The organism is Maridesulfovibrio salinus, assembly GCF_055394525.1.
In genome coordinates this window covers 114,666-133,662 of sequence record NZ_AP042461.1, presented here as the reverse complement: position 1 = coordinate 133,662, position 18,997 = coordinate 114,666, and the positions used below count along the sequence as shown (strand labels likewise).

11 protein-coding genes and 1 pseudogene are annotated in these 18,997 nt (G+C 47.0%); 3 read left to right on the top strand and 9 right to left on the bottom strand.

The genetic code is table 11. The features are described 5' to 3' along the window. Positions 1-42: 42 nt before the first annotated feature. Together ACZ5PW_RS00570 and ACZ5PW_RS00565 are read left to right on the top strand one after the other, a co-directional pair. The gene (locus ACZ5PW_RS00570) at positions 43-1,395 is read left to right on the top strand and encodes a sulfotransferase family 2 domain-containing protein (RefSeq protein WP_464557055.1); all 1,353 of its coding nucleotides are present in this window, start codon (positions 43-45) and stop codon (positions 1,393-1,395) included. 75 nt (positions 1,396-1,470) lie between these two features. Beyond that, positions 1,471-2,558 (top strand): annotated as a pseudogene (locus ACZ5PW_RS00565) (IS3 family transposase). A 415-nt stretch (positions 2,559-2,973) separates the two neighbouring features. On the opposite strand, the gene nhaB reads toward ACZ5PW_RS00565, so the two are convergent. The 3 genes from nhaB to ACZ5PW_RS00550 all read right to left on the bottom strand — a co-directional run bounded on the left by nhaB (position 2,974) and on the right by ACZ5PW_RS00550 (position 7,169). Continuing rightward, a complete protein-coding gene (nhaB, locus tag ACZ5PW_RS00560; protein WP_464557054.1) occupies positions 2,974-4,596 on the bottom strand; it encodes a sodium/proton antiporter NhaB in 1,623 nt (540 codons plus the stop codon). Between the two features lie 308 nt (positions 4,597-4,904). Continuing rightward, on the bottom strand, positions 4,905-6,704 hold the full coding sequence (locus ACZ5PW_RS00555; protein ID WP_464557051.1) for an SLC13 family permease: 1,800 nt from the start codon (positions 6,702-6,704) through the stop codon (positions 4,905-4,907). A gap of 39 nt (positions 6,705-6,743) precedes the next feature. Then, positions 6,744-7,169: a universal stress protein gene (locus ACZ5PW_RS00550; RefSeq protein WP_464557048.1), complete on the bottom strand. Its 426-nt coding sequence runs from the start codon at positions 7,167-7,169 to the stop codon at positions 6,744-6,746. A 680-nt stretch (positions 7,170-7,849) separates the two neighbouring features. Here ACZ5PW_RS00550 and ACZ5PW_RS00545 point away from each other — a divergent pair. After that, positions 7,850-9,898: a S16 family serine protease gene (locus tag ACZ5PW_RS00545; RefSeq protein WP_464557044.1), complete on the top strand. Its 2,049-nt coding sequence runs from the start codon at positions 7,850-7,852 to the stop codon at positions 9,896-9,898. Here ACZ5PW_RS00545 and ACZ5PW_RS00540 read toward each other — a convergent pair. The 6 genes from ACZ5PW_RS00540 to ACZ5PW_RS00515 all read right to left on the bottom strand — a co-directional run bounded on the left by ACZ5PW_RS00540 (position 9,895) and on the right by ACZ5PW_RS00515 (position 18,828). Next, positions 9,895-11,238 (bottom strand): sigma-54-dependent transcriptional regulator, encoded by a 1,344-nt coding sequence (locus tag ACZ5PW_RS00540; RefSeq protein WP_464557043.1) that lies wholly within the window; start codon positions 11,236-11,238, stop codon positions 9,895-9,897. The two genes, ACZ5PW_RS00545 and ACZ5PW_RS00540, sit on opposite strands and share 4 nt — an antisense overlap. Further along, positions 11,235-12,563, bottom strand: a complete 1,329-nt coding sequence (locus ACZ5PW_RS00535) for a sensor histidine kinase (RefSeq protein WP_464557039.1) — start codon at positions 12,561-12,563, stop codon at positions 11,235-11,237. The genes ACZ5PW_RS00540 and ACZ5PW_RS00535 overlap by 4 nt, the downstream gene beginning before the upstream one ends. A 352-nt stretch (positions 12,564-12,915) precedes the next feature. Beyond that, the gene (locus ACZ5PW_RS00530; RefSeq protein WP_464557037.1) at positions 12,916-13,590 is read right to left on the bottom strand and encodes a S1 family peptidase; all 675 of its coding nucleotides are present in this window, start codon (positions 13,588-13,590) and stop codon (positions 12,916-12,918) included. Between the two features lie 31 nt (positions 13,591-13,621). Beyond that, complete coding sequence (locus tag ACZ5PW_RS00525; RefSeq protein WP_464557034.1) at positions 13,622-14,515, bottom strand: glycine betaine ABC transporter substrate-binding protein; 894 nt, start codon at positions 14,513-14,515, stop codon at positions 13,622-13,624. Between the two features lie 36 nt (positions 14,516-14,551). Further along, complete coding sequence (locus tag ACZ5PW_RS00520; protein WP_464557029.1) at positions 14,552-16,195, bottom strand: BCCT family transporter; 1,644 nt, start codon at positions 16,193-16,195, stop codon at positions 14,552-14,554. A gap of 173 nt (positions 16,196-16,368) precedes the next feature. Further along, positions 16,369-18,828: a S9 family peptidase gene (locus ACZ5PW_RS00515; protein ID WP_464557028.1), complete on the bottom strand. Its 2,460-nt coding sequence runs from the start codon at positions 18,826-18,828 to the stop codon at positions 16,369-16,371. Positions 18,829-18,997 lie beyond the last annotated feature (169 nt).

Sequence of the window (18,997 nt, the reverse complement as noted above, 5' to 3'; positions counted from 1 at the left end):
CAGTTTTTAACGTGATGATTTTGGTTGTGCGAGGAATGTGTTATGGAGTGTATTATTACAGATGATTTAAGTGAGATAGACTTCCGATCTCAAGTATACATATACGGAACCGGTGCAGTTGCTAAGAATTTATACGAATTTATTATAAGATACAGGCCCGATCTGAAGATAATTGGATTTATAGATAGTTTTATAAGAGATGGGGAAATTTTATCTATGCCAATTATACATATCTCATCTTTATCGATTAGGCGTAGATCAAAAATAATTGTAGCTTCTTCATTCCAAGGTGAGATCTTAGCATCGTTAAAATGTGTATTCGAAGGTGAAGTGTATGTCTATGATTGGAATAATGGGTCTAACCCATATGACCAGACAGGGCCGAATGATTTGGCGATTGCAAAGCAAATATTTAGTCGTTTAAATAGTAGGAGTTTGGACAAAGTTGATTTGTTGCAGTCGTTGCCGCTAACTATCGAACAAAATTGCTATCTAGTCATTAATTATGGTTTTGGAGTATTGCGTCAAAATAAAAATTTAAATAATTTACTATCCCAATGGAATCATTCTTCAGAATTTGGTAAAACAAGTGTTGAGGATTTTACGGGTTTAAATGCTTTTAGTGGTTATTCAAGCCTTAAATTTGATAAAGTGTTAATAGTGGATGCAGGGGAGGATCTTTCTCCATATGAGTATAGGGCACGATCAAAACATCTTCTTCGTTTGATTGATTATGTTGTTGTTAAGCTAGGTAAACCCGTAAGTTTTTACAAATTACCCACATCGTGGCGTATTTGTTCAATTCTAGATGAAAGCAAGGTTGTTTTTATTAGCCAATGTAAAAATGGATCTTCTTCAATGCGTAGAATGTTAGATTTGATAAGAGGGGAAGTCGGCACTTTAGGGACATATACATATAATGATATTGCAGCATCATCTTTGCATGACTACACTAAGTTTACTTTTGTAAGAAATCCATATGATCGAGTTGCGTCATTGTATGCGCATACTAACAGAGTTAGTAATGAACAAATGTTAAATCCAGTATACAAAAAAGAATTAAATATAAAATCTTTCGAAGAATTCTGTAAATTTATAGCGCGATGTCCTGATATATTCTCAGATTTACATTTTCAATCTCAAACTTCAGTTCTGAGGATAGCTGGATGTGAAGAGTCTGATGTTCTTAAGTTTAAAACAGAAGAATATGATGCAACTGTTATTGAGTTTTTTAACAAGAAAGGAATACCTTATAAAGGTAAAGTTCTCCATAGTAACAAGTCAAAGTCAGATCCAGTGAATTATATTAAAGATTGGTACACCCCTGAATTGATCGATTTGATTAATTTGCGTTACGAAGAAGATTTTATAAATTTTGGTTACGAGATGTTATAGTTTATGGTAATCCCCCCAAAAATTAATTTTTCTGAAAAGTAGAATTTTCTCTTAAAGAAAACCGAGGAGATTCGGATGAAAAGATCACGTTACAGCGACAGTCAAATTTTGAACATTTTGAAGCAGGCCGAAAACGGTGTTCCCGTTGCCGAACTTTGCCGTGAACACGGAATGAGCAGTGCCACGTTTTATAAGTGGCGGTCCAAATATGGCGGTATGGATGCTTCTTTGATGGCCCGCATGAAAGAATTGGAACGCGAGAATCGCCAGTTAAAGAAAATGTACGCTGAAGAGCGGCTAAAGGCAGAGGTCGTCAAGGAAGCTCTTGAAAAATAGTTCTAAAGCCGTCTTGCCGCCGCGAGATGGCAAAGGCAGCCGTGAAGGAAGAAAAGGTCAATATCCGTCAGGCGTGCGAAGCTTTCAGTATCAGCCAAACTTGTTACAGATACGAACCGAAGCTCTTCGCTGAAAATGAAAAAATTGCGGATTGGCTGGTTCGGTTGACGCATAACCAGCGCAACTGGGGTTTTGGCTTGTGTTTCTTACATTTGCGCAACGTGCAGGGCTTTGCATGGAATCACAAACGTGTCTACCGGATCTACCGCGAGATTGAGCTGAATATGCGCATCAAGCCAAAAAGATGAATTGTGCGAGAAAAGCCAGAGCCGTTAGTTCAGTCCGAAACAGCCCATCAAATTTGGTCCATGGACTTCATGTATGATCAGTTGGAAGACGGACGCAGTATACGTTTGCTGAATGTGATTGACGATTTTAACCGTGAAGGACTTGGTATTGAAGTCGATCTGTCATTACCTGCGGATTGAGTTGTCCGGACACTGAACCAAATTATTGAATGGCGCGGCAAGCCCAAAGCGATAAGATGCGACAACGGCCCTGAATATATCAGCAACAAACTGAAATCATGGGCTGAAAAAGAAGAAGTTCGATTGGAGTATATTCAGCCAGGGAAACCGCAACAGAATGCGCACGTTGAACGCTTCAATCGGACCGTGCGGTACGATTGGCTGAGTCATTACATGTTTGAAAGCATCCAAGAGGTGCAGGACTACGCGACCAAATGGCTCTGGACATATAATAACGAACGGCCCAATATGGGCATTGGTGGCATCACTCCGATGCAAAAACTGAGAATGGCTGCATAGCCTCTACTTTTCAGCTCCCTTAAGAATGGGGGGACTACCATGGACGAGGGCAAAAGCTATCTGATTATCTGTGGATTAACTTTTCTTCGTGGCAAAATCATTACTGTGAAAGTTTCCCTGTCCCATGTGTATCGGCGATCCTCATCATTTCCAGCTTGTCCTTGACGTAATACTGATAGCAGCCACTCAGCAGAATCATCCCTTATTCTCAGAGCTAACCTGCCGATACCTTACGGGCATTTTCAGTTGGTTGAAGGAGTAATTCGCAGCCTTTCTGATACTGTCTTTTTGGGAAAGATGGAGGGCTCTTTGTAGCTGGTGGATTATGGAATTTATTTAATGGAGAGAGCTCTTTCCCCGGCAGTGGAGATTCTGCCGGGGAAAGAGAATGCCGCAATGAAGCGGCGTGGCTGAATTACAGAAAGTAATTCACTGCCACGAGTCCCGTCAGGGACATGGTGATGGTGTATGGTAATGCGAGCATTACCATCCGGCCGTAAGAAAGCCTTATGACCGGAGCGAGGGCTGAGGTCAGGAGAAACAGAAAAGCCGCCTGGCCGTTAGGGGTGGCCACACTGGGAATGTTGGTCCCGGTATTGATGGCTACAGCCAGTCTGTCGAACTGATGCATAATTTCAAGTACCTTGGCGGCAGTAGCTTGAGGCATAGCTGCGACAACATCGGCCCGCAAAAGATGCGGATCGGTGAGTTTTTCCATTAAAGCCTGACCTGTCATGCCTATATCCGGGAGAGTTCCCAGCAGGTTAATGAAATGCAGTTTTGTTTCAGAAATGTATACCGTGGCGACAAATACATTATCAGAGATCGCGGATAGCAGTCCATTGGCTACATAATAGGCAACCAGTTGGGCCTGTCCTTTCATACTCAGGACAAACTCGATGATGGGATGAAAGATTCCCTGATCGTGGATTACAGCAACGATTGAAAAGAAAACCACTAGAAGTGCCGTGAAGGGAAGTGCTTCTTCAAAAGCCTTGCCCAGTTGATGCTCTTCTATGTAGCCGTTCATGGAAGTAAGTATGATAATTACCGAAAGTCCGATAATCCCCACTGCGGCGAGATGAAGTGCCAGAGCCACAACAAGCCAGACTCCGGTAAGGGTCTGGATTATAAGTCTGGTTTTTCCCTTCTGCCCTTGTTTTTCTTCCATTTCAACAGCAGTTTCAAGCAGATGGGATCTGATATTTCCGGGCAGCGTGGCCCCGTAGCCGAATAAATGAAATTTTTCTACTGCAACGCAGGTCAGAAGGCCTACGACAAGAACCGGAATAGACACCGGCATTACTTCCAGAAAAAATTCAACAAAGTGCCAGCCCATCTCTCCGCCTATGAGCAGGTTCTGGGGTTCTCCCACCAGAGTACAGACACCGCCTAGCGCGGTTCCGACCGCTCCATGCATCATCAGGTTGCGCAGGAATGCTCTGAATTCAACAAGATCCTGACGGTTCTTATCAATTACAGCCTGATCATTGCACAGGTCATGGTCACAGTTGAGGGTCTTGCCCGAGGCAAATCTGTGGTAAATATTGTAGAAGCTGTAAGCCACGGCAATAATTACGGCTGTAACCGTGAGTGCATCCAGAAATGCAGACAGAAAAGCTCCAGCAAAACAGAATAAAAGTGAAATAACTGTTTTGGATTGAACCCGGACCAGAATGCGGGTGAAGGTAAATTGTAGAAATTCCTTCATAAAGTAGATACCGGCTACCATGAAGATAAGAAGCAGGATAACTTCGAAGTTGTTCAGGGCTTCGTGGTAGATAGTTTCCGTTGAGGTCATACCAAGGGCAACGGCTTCCAGCGCAAGTAAGCCTCCGGCGGGAAGCGGATAACATTTCAGAGCCATCGCAAGGGTGAAGATGAATTCGGCTATAAGAGCCCAGCCGGCAATTATCGGCCCGGCGGCAAACATCAAAAGCGGGTTGATCAACAGAAAAGCAAGTATAACCTTTTTGTACCAGTCGGGAGCGTGGCCGAGAAAATTACTGCCAAGTGACTGCAGAAACGAAGGCTGCATTGAAAACTCCTTATATCTCGTGCCCGGAATAAATCGGACGGCCTCTTGCTTTAAAGGCTTTCCTCCGGTGCAGTTGAAACGGTAAAATCAGACTGCCCGTCAATGGCCGGGAACATCCGGCCTTGGTATGCTCCGACCTTGGTATGCTTCGAAAAGATAAACTGCTGCAAAACAAGAAAAGGGTATGTTTCCTACGCCTTCTCGGTGTAATTTTGTGCACTTTGAATCAGAAACATTTCCAGCAGTCTGCAGGGGCAGCTGTATCAGACAAATCAGGCCGGGAACTCCCGGCCTGATTTGATAATTGCCTAGTAAAGCGTCATTAAAGCCAGGATCATGACTCCCATATAAAGAATGGTCATACCTGTCCCGGCTCTTACATAATCAACGGTCTTGTATCCCCCGGGGCGCATGATCAGAGCGTTTACCTGATGGGTAGGCAGCACAAATGTGTTCGAGGCAGCCACTGCAACGGTAAGAGCTGCAATACGTGGATCAACGCCGGCATTGAGTGCCATGTTCATAGATAACGGAACCAGCAGAACCGTTGCTCCTACATTGGACGCAACAAGAGTGAAGAATGAAGTGAGCGCGCCTATTACTGTCAGCAGGACCAGAGTGGAAGGCTGGCCTAGTGCAGACATAATTGTATCGGCAATGTATTTTGCGGCCCCGGTATTTTCAAAGGCCATTCCGAGGGGAATAAGTCCACCGAGAAGGAATACGGTCATCCAGTCAACGGACTGGTATGCTTCGTCAATTGAAAGGACTTTGGTAAGAACCATTCCCAACGCCCCGGTTAAAAGGGCAATGGAAAGCTGGATATGCAGACCCAGAATCATGAACAGGGATACAGCCAGCCACATAAGAGCAACCTTGGCTTTATCTGTTCTCAGAAGTTCCCCTTTCACATCCTCAGTGAAAACGAAATCAGGCCTGTCTTTAAGCATGTGGAACATTTCCCAGCGTCCGTGGAGGAGCAAAGCATCCCCGGATTCAAGGGTGAGGTCGGTCAGCCCGCTGATAAACAGCTTTTCACCCCTGAAAATAGCCATGGGCGAAACCTGAAAGCGGTTACGGATGCCGAGTTCCCGCAGGGTCATGCCAACGAGCTCGGAGCGGGGGGTAATAATTCCTTCCATGATCCCGGCATTATTGGGAGAGAGTTCTTCCGCAAAGGTTTCAAGGTCTTCTTTGAGATCCCATCCATACTCCTTTGCCATGCTCTGAACAAAATCAAGAGGTCCTACCACTGCCAGATGGTCGCCGGGGAGGATTTTTTCCTGGGCGTCCGGGGCAATCTTGTGGTTTTTACCTCTCTCTCGTGCAATTGCTACTACAGTGGAGAAGTAAATTGGACGAAGCTCAAGGCCCATCAGATCATGGTCACATGTCCATGTTTCGGGAACGTGAAGTTCATAAAGGGAACCTATGCCGCCGTATGTATTGGAAAGCAGTTCTGACATGGGGCCTGTGCTTTCGGATACGTTCTGGCTGGGCAGAATAAACCTTCCAAGAATCATGAAATAGATCAACGCGGCAACCAGCAGAGCCAAACCTATAGGGGTTACTCCGAACATTCCGAAAGGTTCGTAATGTTTCCCGCCCACAACCATGAGGTCGTTCAAAAGGATGAGCGGGCTGGAACCGACCAGAGTCAGACAGCCACCTATAATGGCGCAGAACCCCATGGGCATTAACAGTCTGCCTACAGGTACTCCAGTCTGGTTGCCTATGCGTTTTGCCGCGGGCAGAAAAAGGGCTGCGGCCCCGATATTCTGCATGAAGCCGGAAATGATAGCGACAGTTCCGGCAATGAGTGACATGATTCGGGTTTCGCTTTTACCTGCGAATCTCAGGATTACTCTTGCAAGGGAGTTCATTACACCGGTCTTATCCAGACCGGCACCGATAATGATTACCGCGATGATGGAGACGACAGCGTTACTGCTCAATCCACTGATGGCCTGCTTGGGAGTAACAAGCCCGAGCAGGGGCAGTAATACCATCATGATGATGCCGACAACGTCGACCCTCACCCATTCGAATATGAAAAGCAGTACCGCGAAGGCCAGTACTGCCATGACTAATAGAATTTCAGGAGTCATAAGTTTCCCTTTTGTCTTGAGCAGCAATATGAAAACGGGCTATTTAACCCGCATCATCGCTCGCGTATATACCGGGATGGCTCTTCCGGATGACCTGTGGCTGTTAACATCTTCCATTACATAACGGACTTCGCCGTCCTCTTCATGGAGTTCCGCGACAACTGAATCCTCAGCTCCCTGTTTGACTACATGGGCAAACAGAAGCCCGGCTTCTTCAGCCTTGTCTGAGAAATGGGAGATGTTTTCTTCAGATTTTGAACAGAAGTGGTCAAAATTAGCCCCTTGTTCGTCTAGATTGAGGGCGACCAGACTGCTTCTGGTTCTAGCTGCCATTTCAACTGCGTAGCTGACAACGTTGCCGGAGAAAGCAGCTCCTTTGCTTACTACGAGAATTTTTCCGCCTGAACAGGTATTTTCAGAAAGGCTGTCTACAAGAGAGCAGCTTTCTTCTTGTGAAACTTCCATTTTCCCGCTTTTGGTTCGGAAGCGATTCAATAAATTTTTCAAGAAAAACCCCCTATCGTTTGGCTTGGTCAAGATTTGATCCCGGTTGATGGCCCACGCACCAACATTACAGGTGTTACATTGATTCTCGGCTTTTGATGCATACATGCGTTCCAATAGACCAATAAAACTTTGTCCTGTGGCCATGGTGCCTCCTGTGTTTAGTTCCTTCCTTTGATTTTACTCCTATAAATCAATATCCATGCCAAACCTAATTTTGTTGTTATTGTCTTTAAAAACAGGTGTTTATATGGAGTTGTTGTGGAACTTTATTGTCGTGGTGTTGCAATATGAAACATGCTGAATAGGCGGAAAGGCGTAATATCTGAAATGCGCATTTTGGGGGATGTATGTTGGTGTTTCATTCTGCAACGAAAGAGTTGCGTCTAAAGAGCGATAATTGTGAATCAAAGAATGAAAACAACTTTTATAACAAATTATAATATTGTTTTATACTTTTATAACAGGATTTTAGGTGGCAGAAGGTGTCGATAGTTCAAAAAAGAACAATCTGTGCAGCAGGTGTTTCATGATGCAACATTAACAGGGAGCATGTTTTAGTGTTAATACTCAGGGAGTTGCACGGGTAAAGATTTAGCGGTTAGACAAATGCTATAAGTCCGTTGATTGCGGGAGGAAAAATGAAGTGGTTCAGCAGAAAGAGTTCGGGCACTAGCGATGCCGCAGCAGTGGAGCAGGAAGTTCAGCCTGATCAGGAGCAGGTCTCTGACAGCGTTGCGGAAGATCTTCGCAAAAGGGTGTCGGAGGCTGATCTCCCGGCGCATGTTTTAGATGTCGCTCAGGAGGAATGTGAAAGACTTCTCAATACTTCTGCTTCATCTCCTGAGTATGCGCAGGCTCATGCATATCTGGAGTTTATATTATCTCTCCCTTGGAATGAGGTCACAAAGGATGATCTGGATATCCAGAGAGCTGCCGAAGTACTTGATGCACGTCACTACGGGTTGAGCAACGTTAAAGAGCGCGTTCTTGAGTTTCTTGCAGTAAAAAATCTGCGCAGCCGCATCAACCCGAAACTTATTATCGCGGATGATGAAGTTATTGCCCGTGAAAATCTGTCCATAATTTTCGAACATGACGGTTTTGACGTAAGGACTGTTGCCAACGGTCTTGAAGCTGTTTCCGCAATGGAGGAAGATCCGGCAGACATTTTGATCACTGATTTGAAAATGGATGGTATGGACGGTCTTGAACTGCTTCAGGTTCTACGCAGCCGCTGGCCCGATACCGGTGTAATTATGCTTACCGGCTATGCTACAGTTAAAACTGCTGTCGAAGCCATGAAAAAAGGAGCGGATCAGTATTTAGGCAAGCCTGTCAATCTTACCCGGCTGCGTGAGCATGTTGATGATCTTCTGGGACGCAACCTCAGGCTAAAGGGAATTCAGGGGCCGGTACTCTGTTTCAGCGGTCCTCCCGGGACCGGAAAGACATCTATCGGAAGGGCTGTTGCAGAGGCTATGGGACGCAAGTTCATTCATATGTCAATGGCCGGACTCCGTGATGAGTCAGAGTTGCGTGGTCACAGGCGCACCTATGTGGGGGCCATGTCAGGAAGGCTCCTGCAGAGTATCCAGAAATGCGGTGTCCGAAATCCTGTTATCATGCTTGATGAGATGGACAAGATTATACAGGATTTTCAAGGTGATGCTTCCTCTGTGTTCCTTGAAATTCTCGACCCGCAGCAGAATTCGGCTTTTGTGGATCTCTATCTTGGTATTCCTTTTGATCTTTCAGGAGTATTATTCATCACAACGGCCAACATTGTGGAGCGCATCCCCGGTCCACTGCGGGACAGGATGGAGCTGATAGAATTTTCAAGCTATACCGGAAGGGAAAAGCTAAAGATCGCCGAGGATTTCATATTTCCTGCCCAGCTCCAAAAACATGGTTTTTCATCAAAAGATGTCCAGATTTCCCCGGAGGTTTATAAAACTCTGGTGGATGACTATACCCGGGAAGCCGGGCTGCGCGGGCTTGATAAGCAGGCTGCAGCCCTCTGCCGCAAGCTTGCAAGGTTCGTGCTTGATGAAAATGGTGGCACCCTGCCGCTGAAAGTTACAAAAGATGATCTGGCCAGAATTATGGGGCCTCCTCCTCATTTCAGTGCCACAGTAGGAAAGATCTTGAAGGAGGGTGTTGCTACGGGGCTGGTCTGGTCTGAAAATGGGGGCGAGATAATTTTTGTCGAATCATCAAGAATGTACGGGAATAAGAATCTGATTCTGACTGGCTCACTTGGCGACGTTCTACGGGAGTCCGCCCAGACTGCTCTCAGTTTTCTGCGTTCCAATGCTGTTAAGTTCGGTCTTTCAGAGGATTTCTTTGAGTCATCGGATATTCATGTACATATTCCGGCCGGCGCAGTTACAAAGGAAGGACCTTCCGCCGGGGTGACGATTGCCGTTGCCATTCTATCTCAACTTACAGGACGTCTTGTCCGTCAGGATATGGCTTTCAGTGGAGAAATCTCATTGCATGGTGATGTCCTGCCGGTCGGCGGGGTCCGTGAAAAGGCTATGGCGGCGGTCAGGGCCGGAGTCAGAACTGTGGTTCTACCGGAAAAATGTGGACATGCGGTGGAAAGTCTTGATGCTGAAATACTCGATAAACTGGAAATAAGACTTGTTTCCCGCTTGGAGGAGGCTCTTGAAATCGCTCTGGCCTAGCTGTCTTTTTCGAAGCCCAGTTTTTTCATCTTCCGCCACAGCGAGACCCTGTCAATTCCGAGTATTTTGGCTGCCTGTGTTTTGTTCCCGTTGGTTGCCAGCATTACCTTCTGAATATGGCAGCGCTCCACTTCTTCAAGAGTCTGGAGTGGGGCTCCTCTGTCAATACTGCTTATTTCCTCCGGAAGCAGATCCGGTGTAAAAAAAGTTCCTCTAGCCAGCGCAAGTGCCCTCTGGGCGATGTTTTCCAGTTCCCGCACGTTTCCCGGAAAAGGGTAATTCATCAGAATATCCAGTGTTTCCTGTGAAATGGTGTCGATGCTTTGAGTTTCGGTTCTGTGCTTTTCCAGAAAATGGCCAAGAAGAACCGGAATATCTTCACGGTGCTCCCTCAATGGGGGAGAGTAGAGAGTAACTACATTCAGGCGGTAGAACAGGTCCTGCCTGAAATTGCCATTTTCTACTTCCTCTTTAAGATCGCAGTTGGTTGCCGAGACAACGCGGATATCCACCGGAATCTCCTGAGTACCGCCAACCCGCAGGAAGTTTCTCTCCTGCAGAACGCGCAGTAGCTTGACCTGCATATTAAGGGGCAGCTCGCTCATTTCGTCAAAAAAAACAGTACCGCCGTTTGCTACTTCGAGAATTCCTTTCTGTCCGCGCTGGGCTCCGGTGAATGCTTCTTTTTCGTGCCCGAAAAGCTCCTTGTCCATCAGTTCTGCGGTAAAGGTTCCGCAGTTTATTGCCATGAAACGTTCATTTGAACGTGGGCTGAGCATATGGATTCCCCGCGCGATGAGTTCCTTTCCAGTACCGGTTTCGCCTTGAATGAGAACGTTGCAGTCCATGTGTGCAAGCTGACCTATTGTCTTTTTCAGCTTTGTGATCTGGTCGCTTTGACCTACAAGGGGAAAATCCTGTTTACCGGCTTCAATCACCTGCCTGAGGCGTAGAACTTCAACGGAAAGTGCCTGCCTTTCAAGCGCATTGAAAACCTGAGCCTTGAGCTCACTGAGATTGAGTGGTTTGGCAATATAGGAGTGTGCTCCTTTCTGCATGGCAACCACCGCGGTATCCACTGTCGCGTGCCCTGTAATGACGATTACCTGTGTGGATGGCTGTGCTTCCTTGATATGTTCAAGGAGTTCAATCCCGTTCATCCCCGGAAGCATAAGATCGGTGAGAACCAGTTCAAATTCCTGTCTCGCCAGTTGTTGAAGAGCTTCAGTTCCGGAGCCTACCGCTGTAGTGGTGTGCCCTTCTTCAGTCAGGACATGCGTGAGATTGTCTCTGGCAATTGCTTCATCATCAACAATCAGTATATTGGCGTGGCTGATCATGCTTTGTGCTCCTCATCCAGAGGGAGGGAGACGAAGAAGCAGGTTCCTTTTCCGGGATTGCTTTCAACTCTGATAGTACCCTGATGCTTTTCTATAATCCCGTACACAATGTACAGCCCCAGCCCGGTACCCTGACCGACTTCCTTGGTTGAGAAAAAGGGATCGAAAATACGCTCCAGAATTTCTTTGGGGATACCCGGTCCGGAATCTTTGATGCTGATAATGGTGTTTTTGTCGTCAGTTGAAGCACTAACTGTAATCTGCCCCTGTTCAGAACCGATTGCCTGAATCGCATTGATCAGAAGGTTGATAAATGCTTCCTGAATTTTACGTCTGTCGGCGAATATGATGATATTCTCGGGCAGCTCGGCGGACAGGGTTATGTTTGATGGAATCTGACTGGAAACGAGATTTACGGCGGATTCGACCATTTTATGCATTTCCACGGGACCGGGCGAGTATTCCCTTTCCCTTGAAAATTCAAGCAGACCTTTGACTATATCCCTTGAACGCAGGGTTTCCTGCATAATATTATGCATCATTCTGTCGGCTAACTCGTCCTCGCCTTTTTTCCGTTCCTCCAAAATCTGGCAGGATGTTGAAATATTGTTCAAAGGATTGTTTAGCTGGTGGGCTATTCCGGATGCAAGGGTGCCTATGGAGGAGAGTTTCTGCGCCTGAACAAGCTGCCGCCTTCTCTTGAGCAGTTGTTCCACCATTGAGTTCAGGGCGGCAAAAACCTGCTGGATTTCATCATGTGAATTCTTGATTTGCAGTGGTTTGAACGTTCCCTGTGAAATGTCTTCGGTGGCTTTTTGAACAAGTCTGAGCGGTTTTAGTATGTGCGAAGAAAAGAAGATCACCAAAGCTGTGACCACAGCTGCAATGCCGAACATGGATATGAAAAGTGTAGAACGCAGCGTCCGGTTTATATCGAGTATGTTCTGGCGTTCAAAGTTCGAGATCGCTTTGGAGTGTTCAGCGAGGGCCTGTCCCACCTCACGCATTTCAATGCTCAGAGAGTTGTCCTGTGCCAGTGAGTCCCCTGTTTCCAAGTCTATTTTACTGAGAAGTTTTTTGTATAAAGTCAGATTTGATTTCAGCCTGTGAACATGCTCCTTGATCTTGGGTTTTCTGAACTCATCCATCAGCTCTTCAAGAAGAGCTTCGGTTCTGTCCAGATATTCAAGGCCGAGGGTGAACAGAGCAGGATCGTGGTACAGGAGATAGTTTTTTTCGATACGCCTGATTTCGAGTATGAGGTTACTGAGGTCATCACTTCGTTCAATGAGTTGAACCTCGTCTTCCAGCTGAACTGTGTTCATATACGAAATCACACCGAGACATCCGAAACAGAAGGTAAATATAATTATACCGATTACAATTTTTTGGCGAATATTTAATTTGAGCACAGGGAACCTCTTTTACAGGGACACAGCGATGGTTTCTGAAATCTAATAACTGAGTCAGTCTAGGGCTGACAGGCGTAAATAGCAATTACCTGACCATGGTTTTATTTATGACAGCTGATTCAAATTGATGCATTATTGAGCTCGCATATCTGTACAAAGCAATGCCCCGCGGTTTTCAATGAAACTGCGGGGCAATATTATTAAAAACTATCTTGGGGTAGCTGCTCCGGACATAGTAGAGTGCCGGAACAGCAGAAATGTTCAATCAGACAAATTCCACCCCAAGTTCTTCCATGAGCGGCACAGCATATTCAATTGAAACCGCGTATGAAAAACTTGTTGGCATCCCTTTCTCCTTTTCTTCGATAGGGGAGGCCTCAAGGCAGTCAAAGCGGCCGCTTACAACGCCGATGACCCGCTGGTCATCCATGCTGATGAGCGGAGCTCCTCGGGTCCCGTCATGCACTCTGCTGTCAAATAGGAACAGTTTGGTGTCATTGGCGGAGAGGATTTTTCCACTGACGACGGCCTGCTGCAGAACCTGATTGTAAATGCATTGAAAACCGAACGGAAAACCGATGCATGCCACTCCGGTTCCCATGGTTATTGTCTCCGGGGCTCCCAGAATATGGTCGGGCATGTTCATCCCGACTTCATCAGTAAACTGCAGGAGGGCAATGTCATGCTCGAGGTCTGCGCCGGCAACATTGACAGGGATAGCGCGAAAAGAGGCGCTTATCATCGGCATGAAATCATCTTCAGGTGAGACCGGAACGACCATGAGATTTTTCTGCATGGAAACAGCGTGCGCTGCTGTAAGCAGGTATCCGTCAGGATGGATAACAAATGCAGTACCAAGGAAGACCAGATGATTCTGTTCATCCATGGAGTAAAGGCTCATGCAGCCACTGCGGTATCTCAAAAATACATCTTGAAGCATTAGTTATATTTCTCCGGTATTATATGATTTTTTAGGGAAGCCAGGAAATTACGCGATGGGGATGGGCCCGCATCCAGCGCAACGCCTTTTCATAAGGAAAAAGGCCGTCATCTTCCTGAATCCAGAGCATAAGCTGTCCCATTTCGTCTGGAGTCCAGCTGAAATTGTCCAGCATTCTGTACACTTCCGGGTCTTCCTGTTTCAGACCTTTACGAACCATTGTGCCTATGTAACCGGCTTTCCCGAAAACATTCTCAGGATCATCGAGAAAATCCAGCTCCCAGCGGGCAAAAATCCAGTGGGGTTGCCAGCAGGTCACCACGACCCAGCGCTGGTGTCTGATTGCATGGGTCAATTCGGCGAGCATGGAAACTTCGCTGCCCGGGACAAGTCTGAAAGAATCCTCAAGGCCGTATGTGGCAATGGCTTCTTCGGCCTTGTGCATAATCCCGGCACCGGGATCAATTCCGATTATCCGGTGTTTGAAATTATCTGCATTCTCCTTGAGTTCGGGGATGGTATCGGTGCTGATGTATGGACGGTTGCGTATACCTGTTCCGGCGGTGAGCCGGCCCGCGGTTACTTTCGGTACTACCAGTCCGATTCTGGTCCCTTTCAGGTTGGGGCCGAGTTCATCCACCCTTGCCCCGTATTTCTGATAATACTTGCTCTGTGCATCAGGCAGCCATGCGGAAAGCATTGCATCAGCTTTGCCTTCAGCCACCATTTTCCACATATTTTCCGCATCAGCTTCCACCAGCACACATTTGCGTCCCAGTTCTTCCTGAATAACGGCCTGAACAAGATTAGCACTGGCGATTGCCGAGGACCAGTCCGCGTGGACGATGGTAATCGGTTTTTGTTCAGCCAGTACAGCGGAGGCAGTAAGAAGGACCATAAGAAAAGCCACGATTAGATTGCGCAAAACAATTCCTCCTTTCTTTTGCCGGTTAAAAAGGGACTACCAGAGACGCCTGCGTCCAAATGTTCTCCCTTTTGCAAGGGGTTTATGTTTTACACGGAACTGTGAAGGCTTCTTGGATAAATCCATACTGAATTCCTGAGGTCCTGTGTATTCCTGTAGTCCCCGGTATAGAGAATAACACATTCCAATTAGAATAAAGGCGAAAGGCAGTCCGGTGGTAATCGTTGCCGTCTGTAGTGCTACAAGTCCCCCTCCGGCAAGGAGCACCGCAGCAACAACCCCCTCGAGAATTGCCCAGAAAAGACGTGACAGAACAGGAGGGTTCGGGTCTCCCCCGGAAGTAATAATGTCAATGACCATGGATCCGGAGTCGGATGAAGTGACAAAGAAAGTCATAACAACCAATACCCCAAGGAAACAGGTCACTCCGCTGAGGGGAAAGTTCTCAAGCATGACAAAAAGGGAAATGGGGATGTTTTCCTGTACAACTTTGGCAATGCCGCCGTTGCCGAACATCTCGATATTGAGTGCGGTATTACCGAATATTGTGATCCACAGAAAGGTGATCAGGGTCGGGACCAGCAGAACACTGAGAATAAATTCACGGATGGTGCGGCCATATGAAACACGGGCGATAAACATGCCTACGAAAGGAGACCATGCTATCCACCATGCCCAGTAGAAAATCGTCCAGCCGTTCTGCCACTGGGTATGTTCATAGGTCTCGTTCCACGTGGATAACTGGGGAAGGAACTGAACATAGTATCCGATGTTTTCAAGGACGGCATTGAAGATGAATAGAGTCGGTCCCAATATAAGAACAAACAGGGCCAGTCCACCCGCAAGAGTTATGTTTATTTCACTGAGGCGGCGGATACCGGCATCAAGGCCTTTTACAACACTCCATGTCGCTACGCCGGTAATGCCTGCGATGAGGAAAATCTGTACGGTGGTGCTCTGTTCAATGCCCCAGAGGTGGTTCAGCCCCGCGTTGACCTGCTGTACTCCCAGACCAAGGGAGGTTGCCACACCGAAAAGAGTGGCGACGGTGGCCATGATATCAATGATGTTACCGGCAGCTCCGTATATCCGGTCTCCGAGAATGGGGTAGAATGCTGTTCTGATTGAAAGCGGCATGCCTTTGTTGAATGAAAAAAATGCAAGTGCAAGTCCGACGATAGTGTAGACTCCCCAGGGATGGAGGCCCCAGTGCAGGAAGGTGATGTCCATTGCTTTACGGGCAGCCTCAGTGGTGCCGGGGGTCGTGAGCGGATTTGCAACATAGTGGAACATCGGTTCCGCCACACTGTAGAAAAGCAGGCCGATTCCCATTCCGGCAGAGAACAGCATTGCAAACCATCCGGTTGTCGTAAACTCAGGTTCGGCATCAGGACCACCAAGGCGGATATCGCCAAAGCGGCTTGCAAGCAGTGTAAGCACGAAAATCAGGACGATGTTCATAGTTGCAATGAAAAACCATCCTGCATAGGTGGACATATATGTCTGCATGGCACTGAAAACATTACCCAGGTAATGCTGAAAAATGACTGTGATACTTACGAAAAGAATTATCAGTGCAGCAGATCCGAAGAAAACCCACGGGTGCACATCAAGATGAAACCAATCCTCCTGAGTCGAATCATTTTCCTGAACTAGTTTTGTCTTTTCCTGATCGCTCATTTTAAAAAATCCTTTTGACAGGCGGTGAGGTCAAGCCTGTTTTTTGTTTATTTCAAGTGGTTGTGAAGTCCTCAAAACACACTATCTCAGCTTTAAAATTACTTGAGAAAGTCTCAGTGGTCAAGAATACCCTGATCTGCCTGATTTAAAGGCATAAATTTAAGGTGCCAAACCTACGGCCCGTTTCCTGACTGCCGTTTTTCGGTCTGCTCCTGTTCTTTACCTTTTTTGAGGTTCAAATCCAGCCATCGTTCCATTTCCCATATCATATGCATGACCGATTCTCTTCCGTAATATGAATGATTTTCGTAAGGAAGCATAACGAGGCGCGCTTTCTTTCCCAATCCTACCAATGCCCGGTAATAGCGTTCAGATTGTTCCGGGTAAGTGCCGGAGTTCTGGTCATGCTCACCGTGAATAAGTAAAATCGGGCTTTTTATTTTTGAAATGTGAAAAAACGGAGATACTTTTTCATAAAGTTCCGGTTCAGTCCAGAAGGTGCGGTGCTCCCGTTGGAATCCAAAAGGAGTCAGTGAACGGTTGTAAGCCCCGCTTCTGGCTATCCCGGCAGCGAAAAGATCTGTATGAGTCAACAGGTTCGCAGTGGCAAATGCCCCGTATGAATGCCCGCCCACAGCAATTTTTTCGGGAGAAGCCACACCTATTCGAACCAGTTCATCAACTGCCGCTTTGGCGTTCATGCGCATCTGGGACAAAAAAGTATCATTGGGTTGACTTTCACCGCTCCCGATAATCGGCATAGTGGGGCTGTCCATGAGGGCATAGCCCAACAACGGCCAGAACATTCTGGATTTTCTTCCAAGTGGGATAAAAGCACTGGATTCTTTAATGGCCTTTGCTGCGGCCTCTGTGTTTTTGTATTCCCGGGGGTAAATCCATAAGAGTACGGGCAGCGGGCCGTCCTGAACTTTATATCCGGGAGGGAGGTACAGGTCGGCGGCCAGAGGTACTCCGTCTTCACGTTTGTACTCAAGCCTCATTTTCTGGATGGTTGATACTTCAGGAACAGGGTGTATAAAATTTGTCAGCGGTTTGATAGGCCAGTTCTGTCCGTCTCGATAGTAGTAGTTCCGGGGGTCTTCAAATGATTCTCCACGCACAATCCATAGTGCTTTATCACCGGAAACAGGCATTATGACCCTTTCTTTCACCTTCTCTGTTCCTATCCACCCAGGCTTCAAGGTTTTGCTTTCCATACTCAGGCTGAGCAGAATCTTTTTTTCAGGAAAGGGAACAGTATTGAAGCCTTCAAGGTAAATGCTTTCGCCATCCGGGGAGAGCATGCATTGCTTAAAATCTCCTTCGGAACTGGAAATTCTGGGCTTAAGGTTCCCTGCTCCGTATTCTTCTGCACCGGGAAGCGGATCGTGAATAATCGACTCCTTATTCTCTGGGTTGACTATCCAGTATTCGGTGGATCCGGATGAAGTGTCTGTTGCGGAGATGATTGCGAATTCTTCGCTAGCCCAGTACATACGGCGGAATCGTGCCGGAATTCTGAATCTGGAGGATGGCGGACTGTCGAAGGGAGCACTTATTGAGAAAAGCTCGTCCCGGAACTGCACTCTTTTTTCAGGGTTTCCCTCGTCAAGGGCATTTACCCACCATAGTTCAGCAGGTTTCGCGGGATTCCATGCGCTGGAACGGGCTCCGGTTCTGACACTGAGTTTTCCCGGCGGGGTCCGGAAAGCAAGTGGCAGGTCGTCCACTTTGTGGACCTTTTCTCCATTGAGATCCATTACTTCAACCCTGAAAGGGAACCTTCCTGCAGGAAAGTAAAACGAGTAGGGAGGATGTATTGTTTCGGTGAGCAGATAACCGGCGCTGGGAGAAGGGCTGATTCTCTTGTATAGATCCGGGGCTGCGACCGTATTGTGTTTTCCGTCCAGCCTGATTCTTGTGATGCAGGACTTGGCCAGATACTCAAAGAGCATGATATCATAGCCGCTCTGCAGAAGGTTCTGGTATGTCCGTGCCGGTCTGGCCTGACCGTCCGAGTCTCTGACCCGGGGGCCGAACTTGTGTTTTGATACTTCCGGTCGCGGACCGCGTTCCAGAGGAACAGTAAGTGCGATGATGGACCGTCCGTCATTATGCCATTCATATGGCTTGCCAAGTATATCGTTAAGGTAGAGTTCGGATAATCTTTGGGCCTGCAATGATTCCAGATCGGCAACCCAGAGTTCCAGCCCGGCTTCTCCGTAGAGGGTCATGGCAATGTACTTACCCTTGGGAGACCATGAAATATGGCCGATTCTGCTTTCCTCGGGTAGATTTTCAACGGTTCTGCTGAGACCGCTTTTGATATTGTAAATTTCGATCGCCACCCCGAGATCCATTGGTCTTTTGGAATTGCTTTTGGGGTCAATGGCAATTCCGGCCAGTCCTACTGTGGGGCGGGCCAGCTCTTCAACAGAGGGCAGCCTGCCATAGTGAGTCAGGAGAAGATTTTTACCGTCAGGGGATGGTTTGGCTTTCGGCGGCATAGGTACATTCATGATTTTTTTTACAAAATCAGGCATGTCCTGATATTTGGATGTATCGGCTGAAACCGGCCCCGCTGCCAGCAGGCAAAGTGCCATGGCCAGAATCGTAAATTTGAAAATATGCATAGTTATCCCTGTAAGTGGATATTCGTTTTAAGCCCGGTTGACAGTTTAAGCAAATGGGTACTGGTGGACATTTGCGAGGGAATCAAGCATAGAGTGCTCAATCCCCGTGGGAAATAATTGTTTGTTGTCTGGAAAATCATGAAGTAATCAGCCCTGAAGAAATAGCATA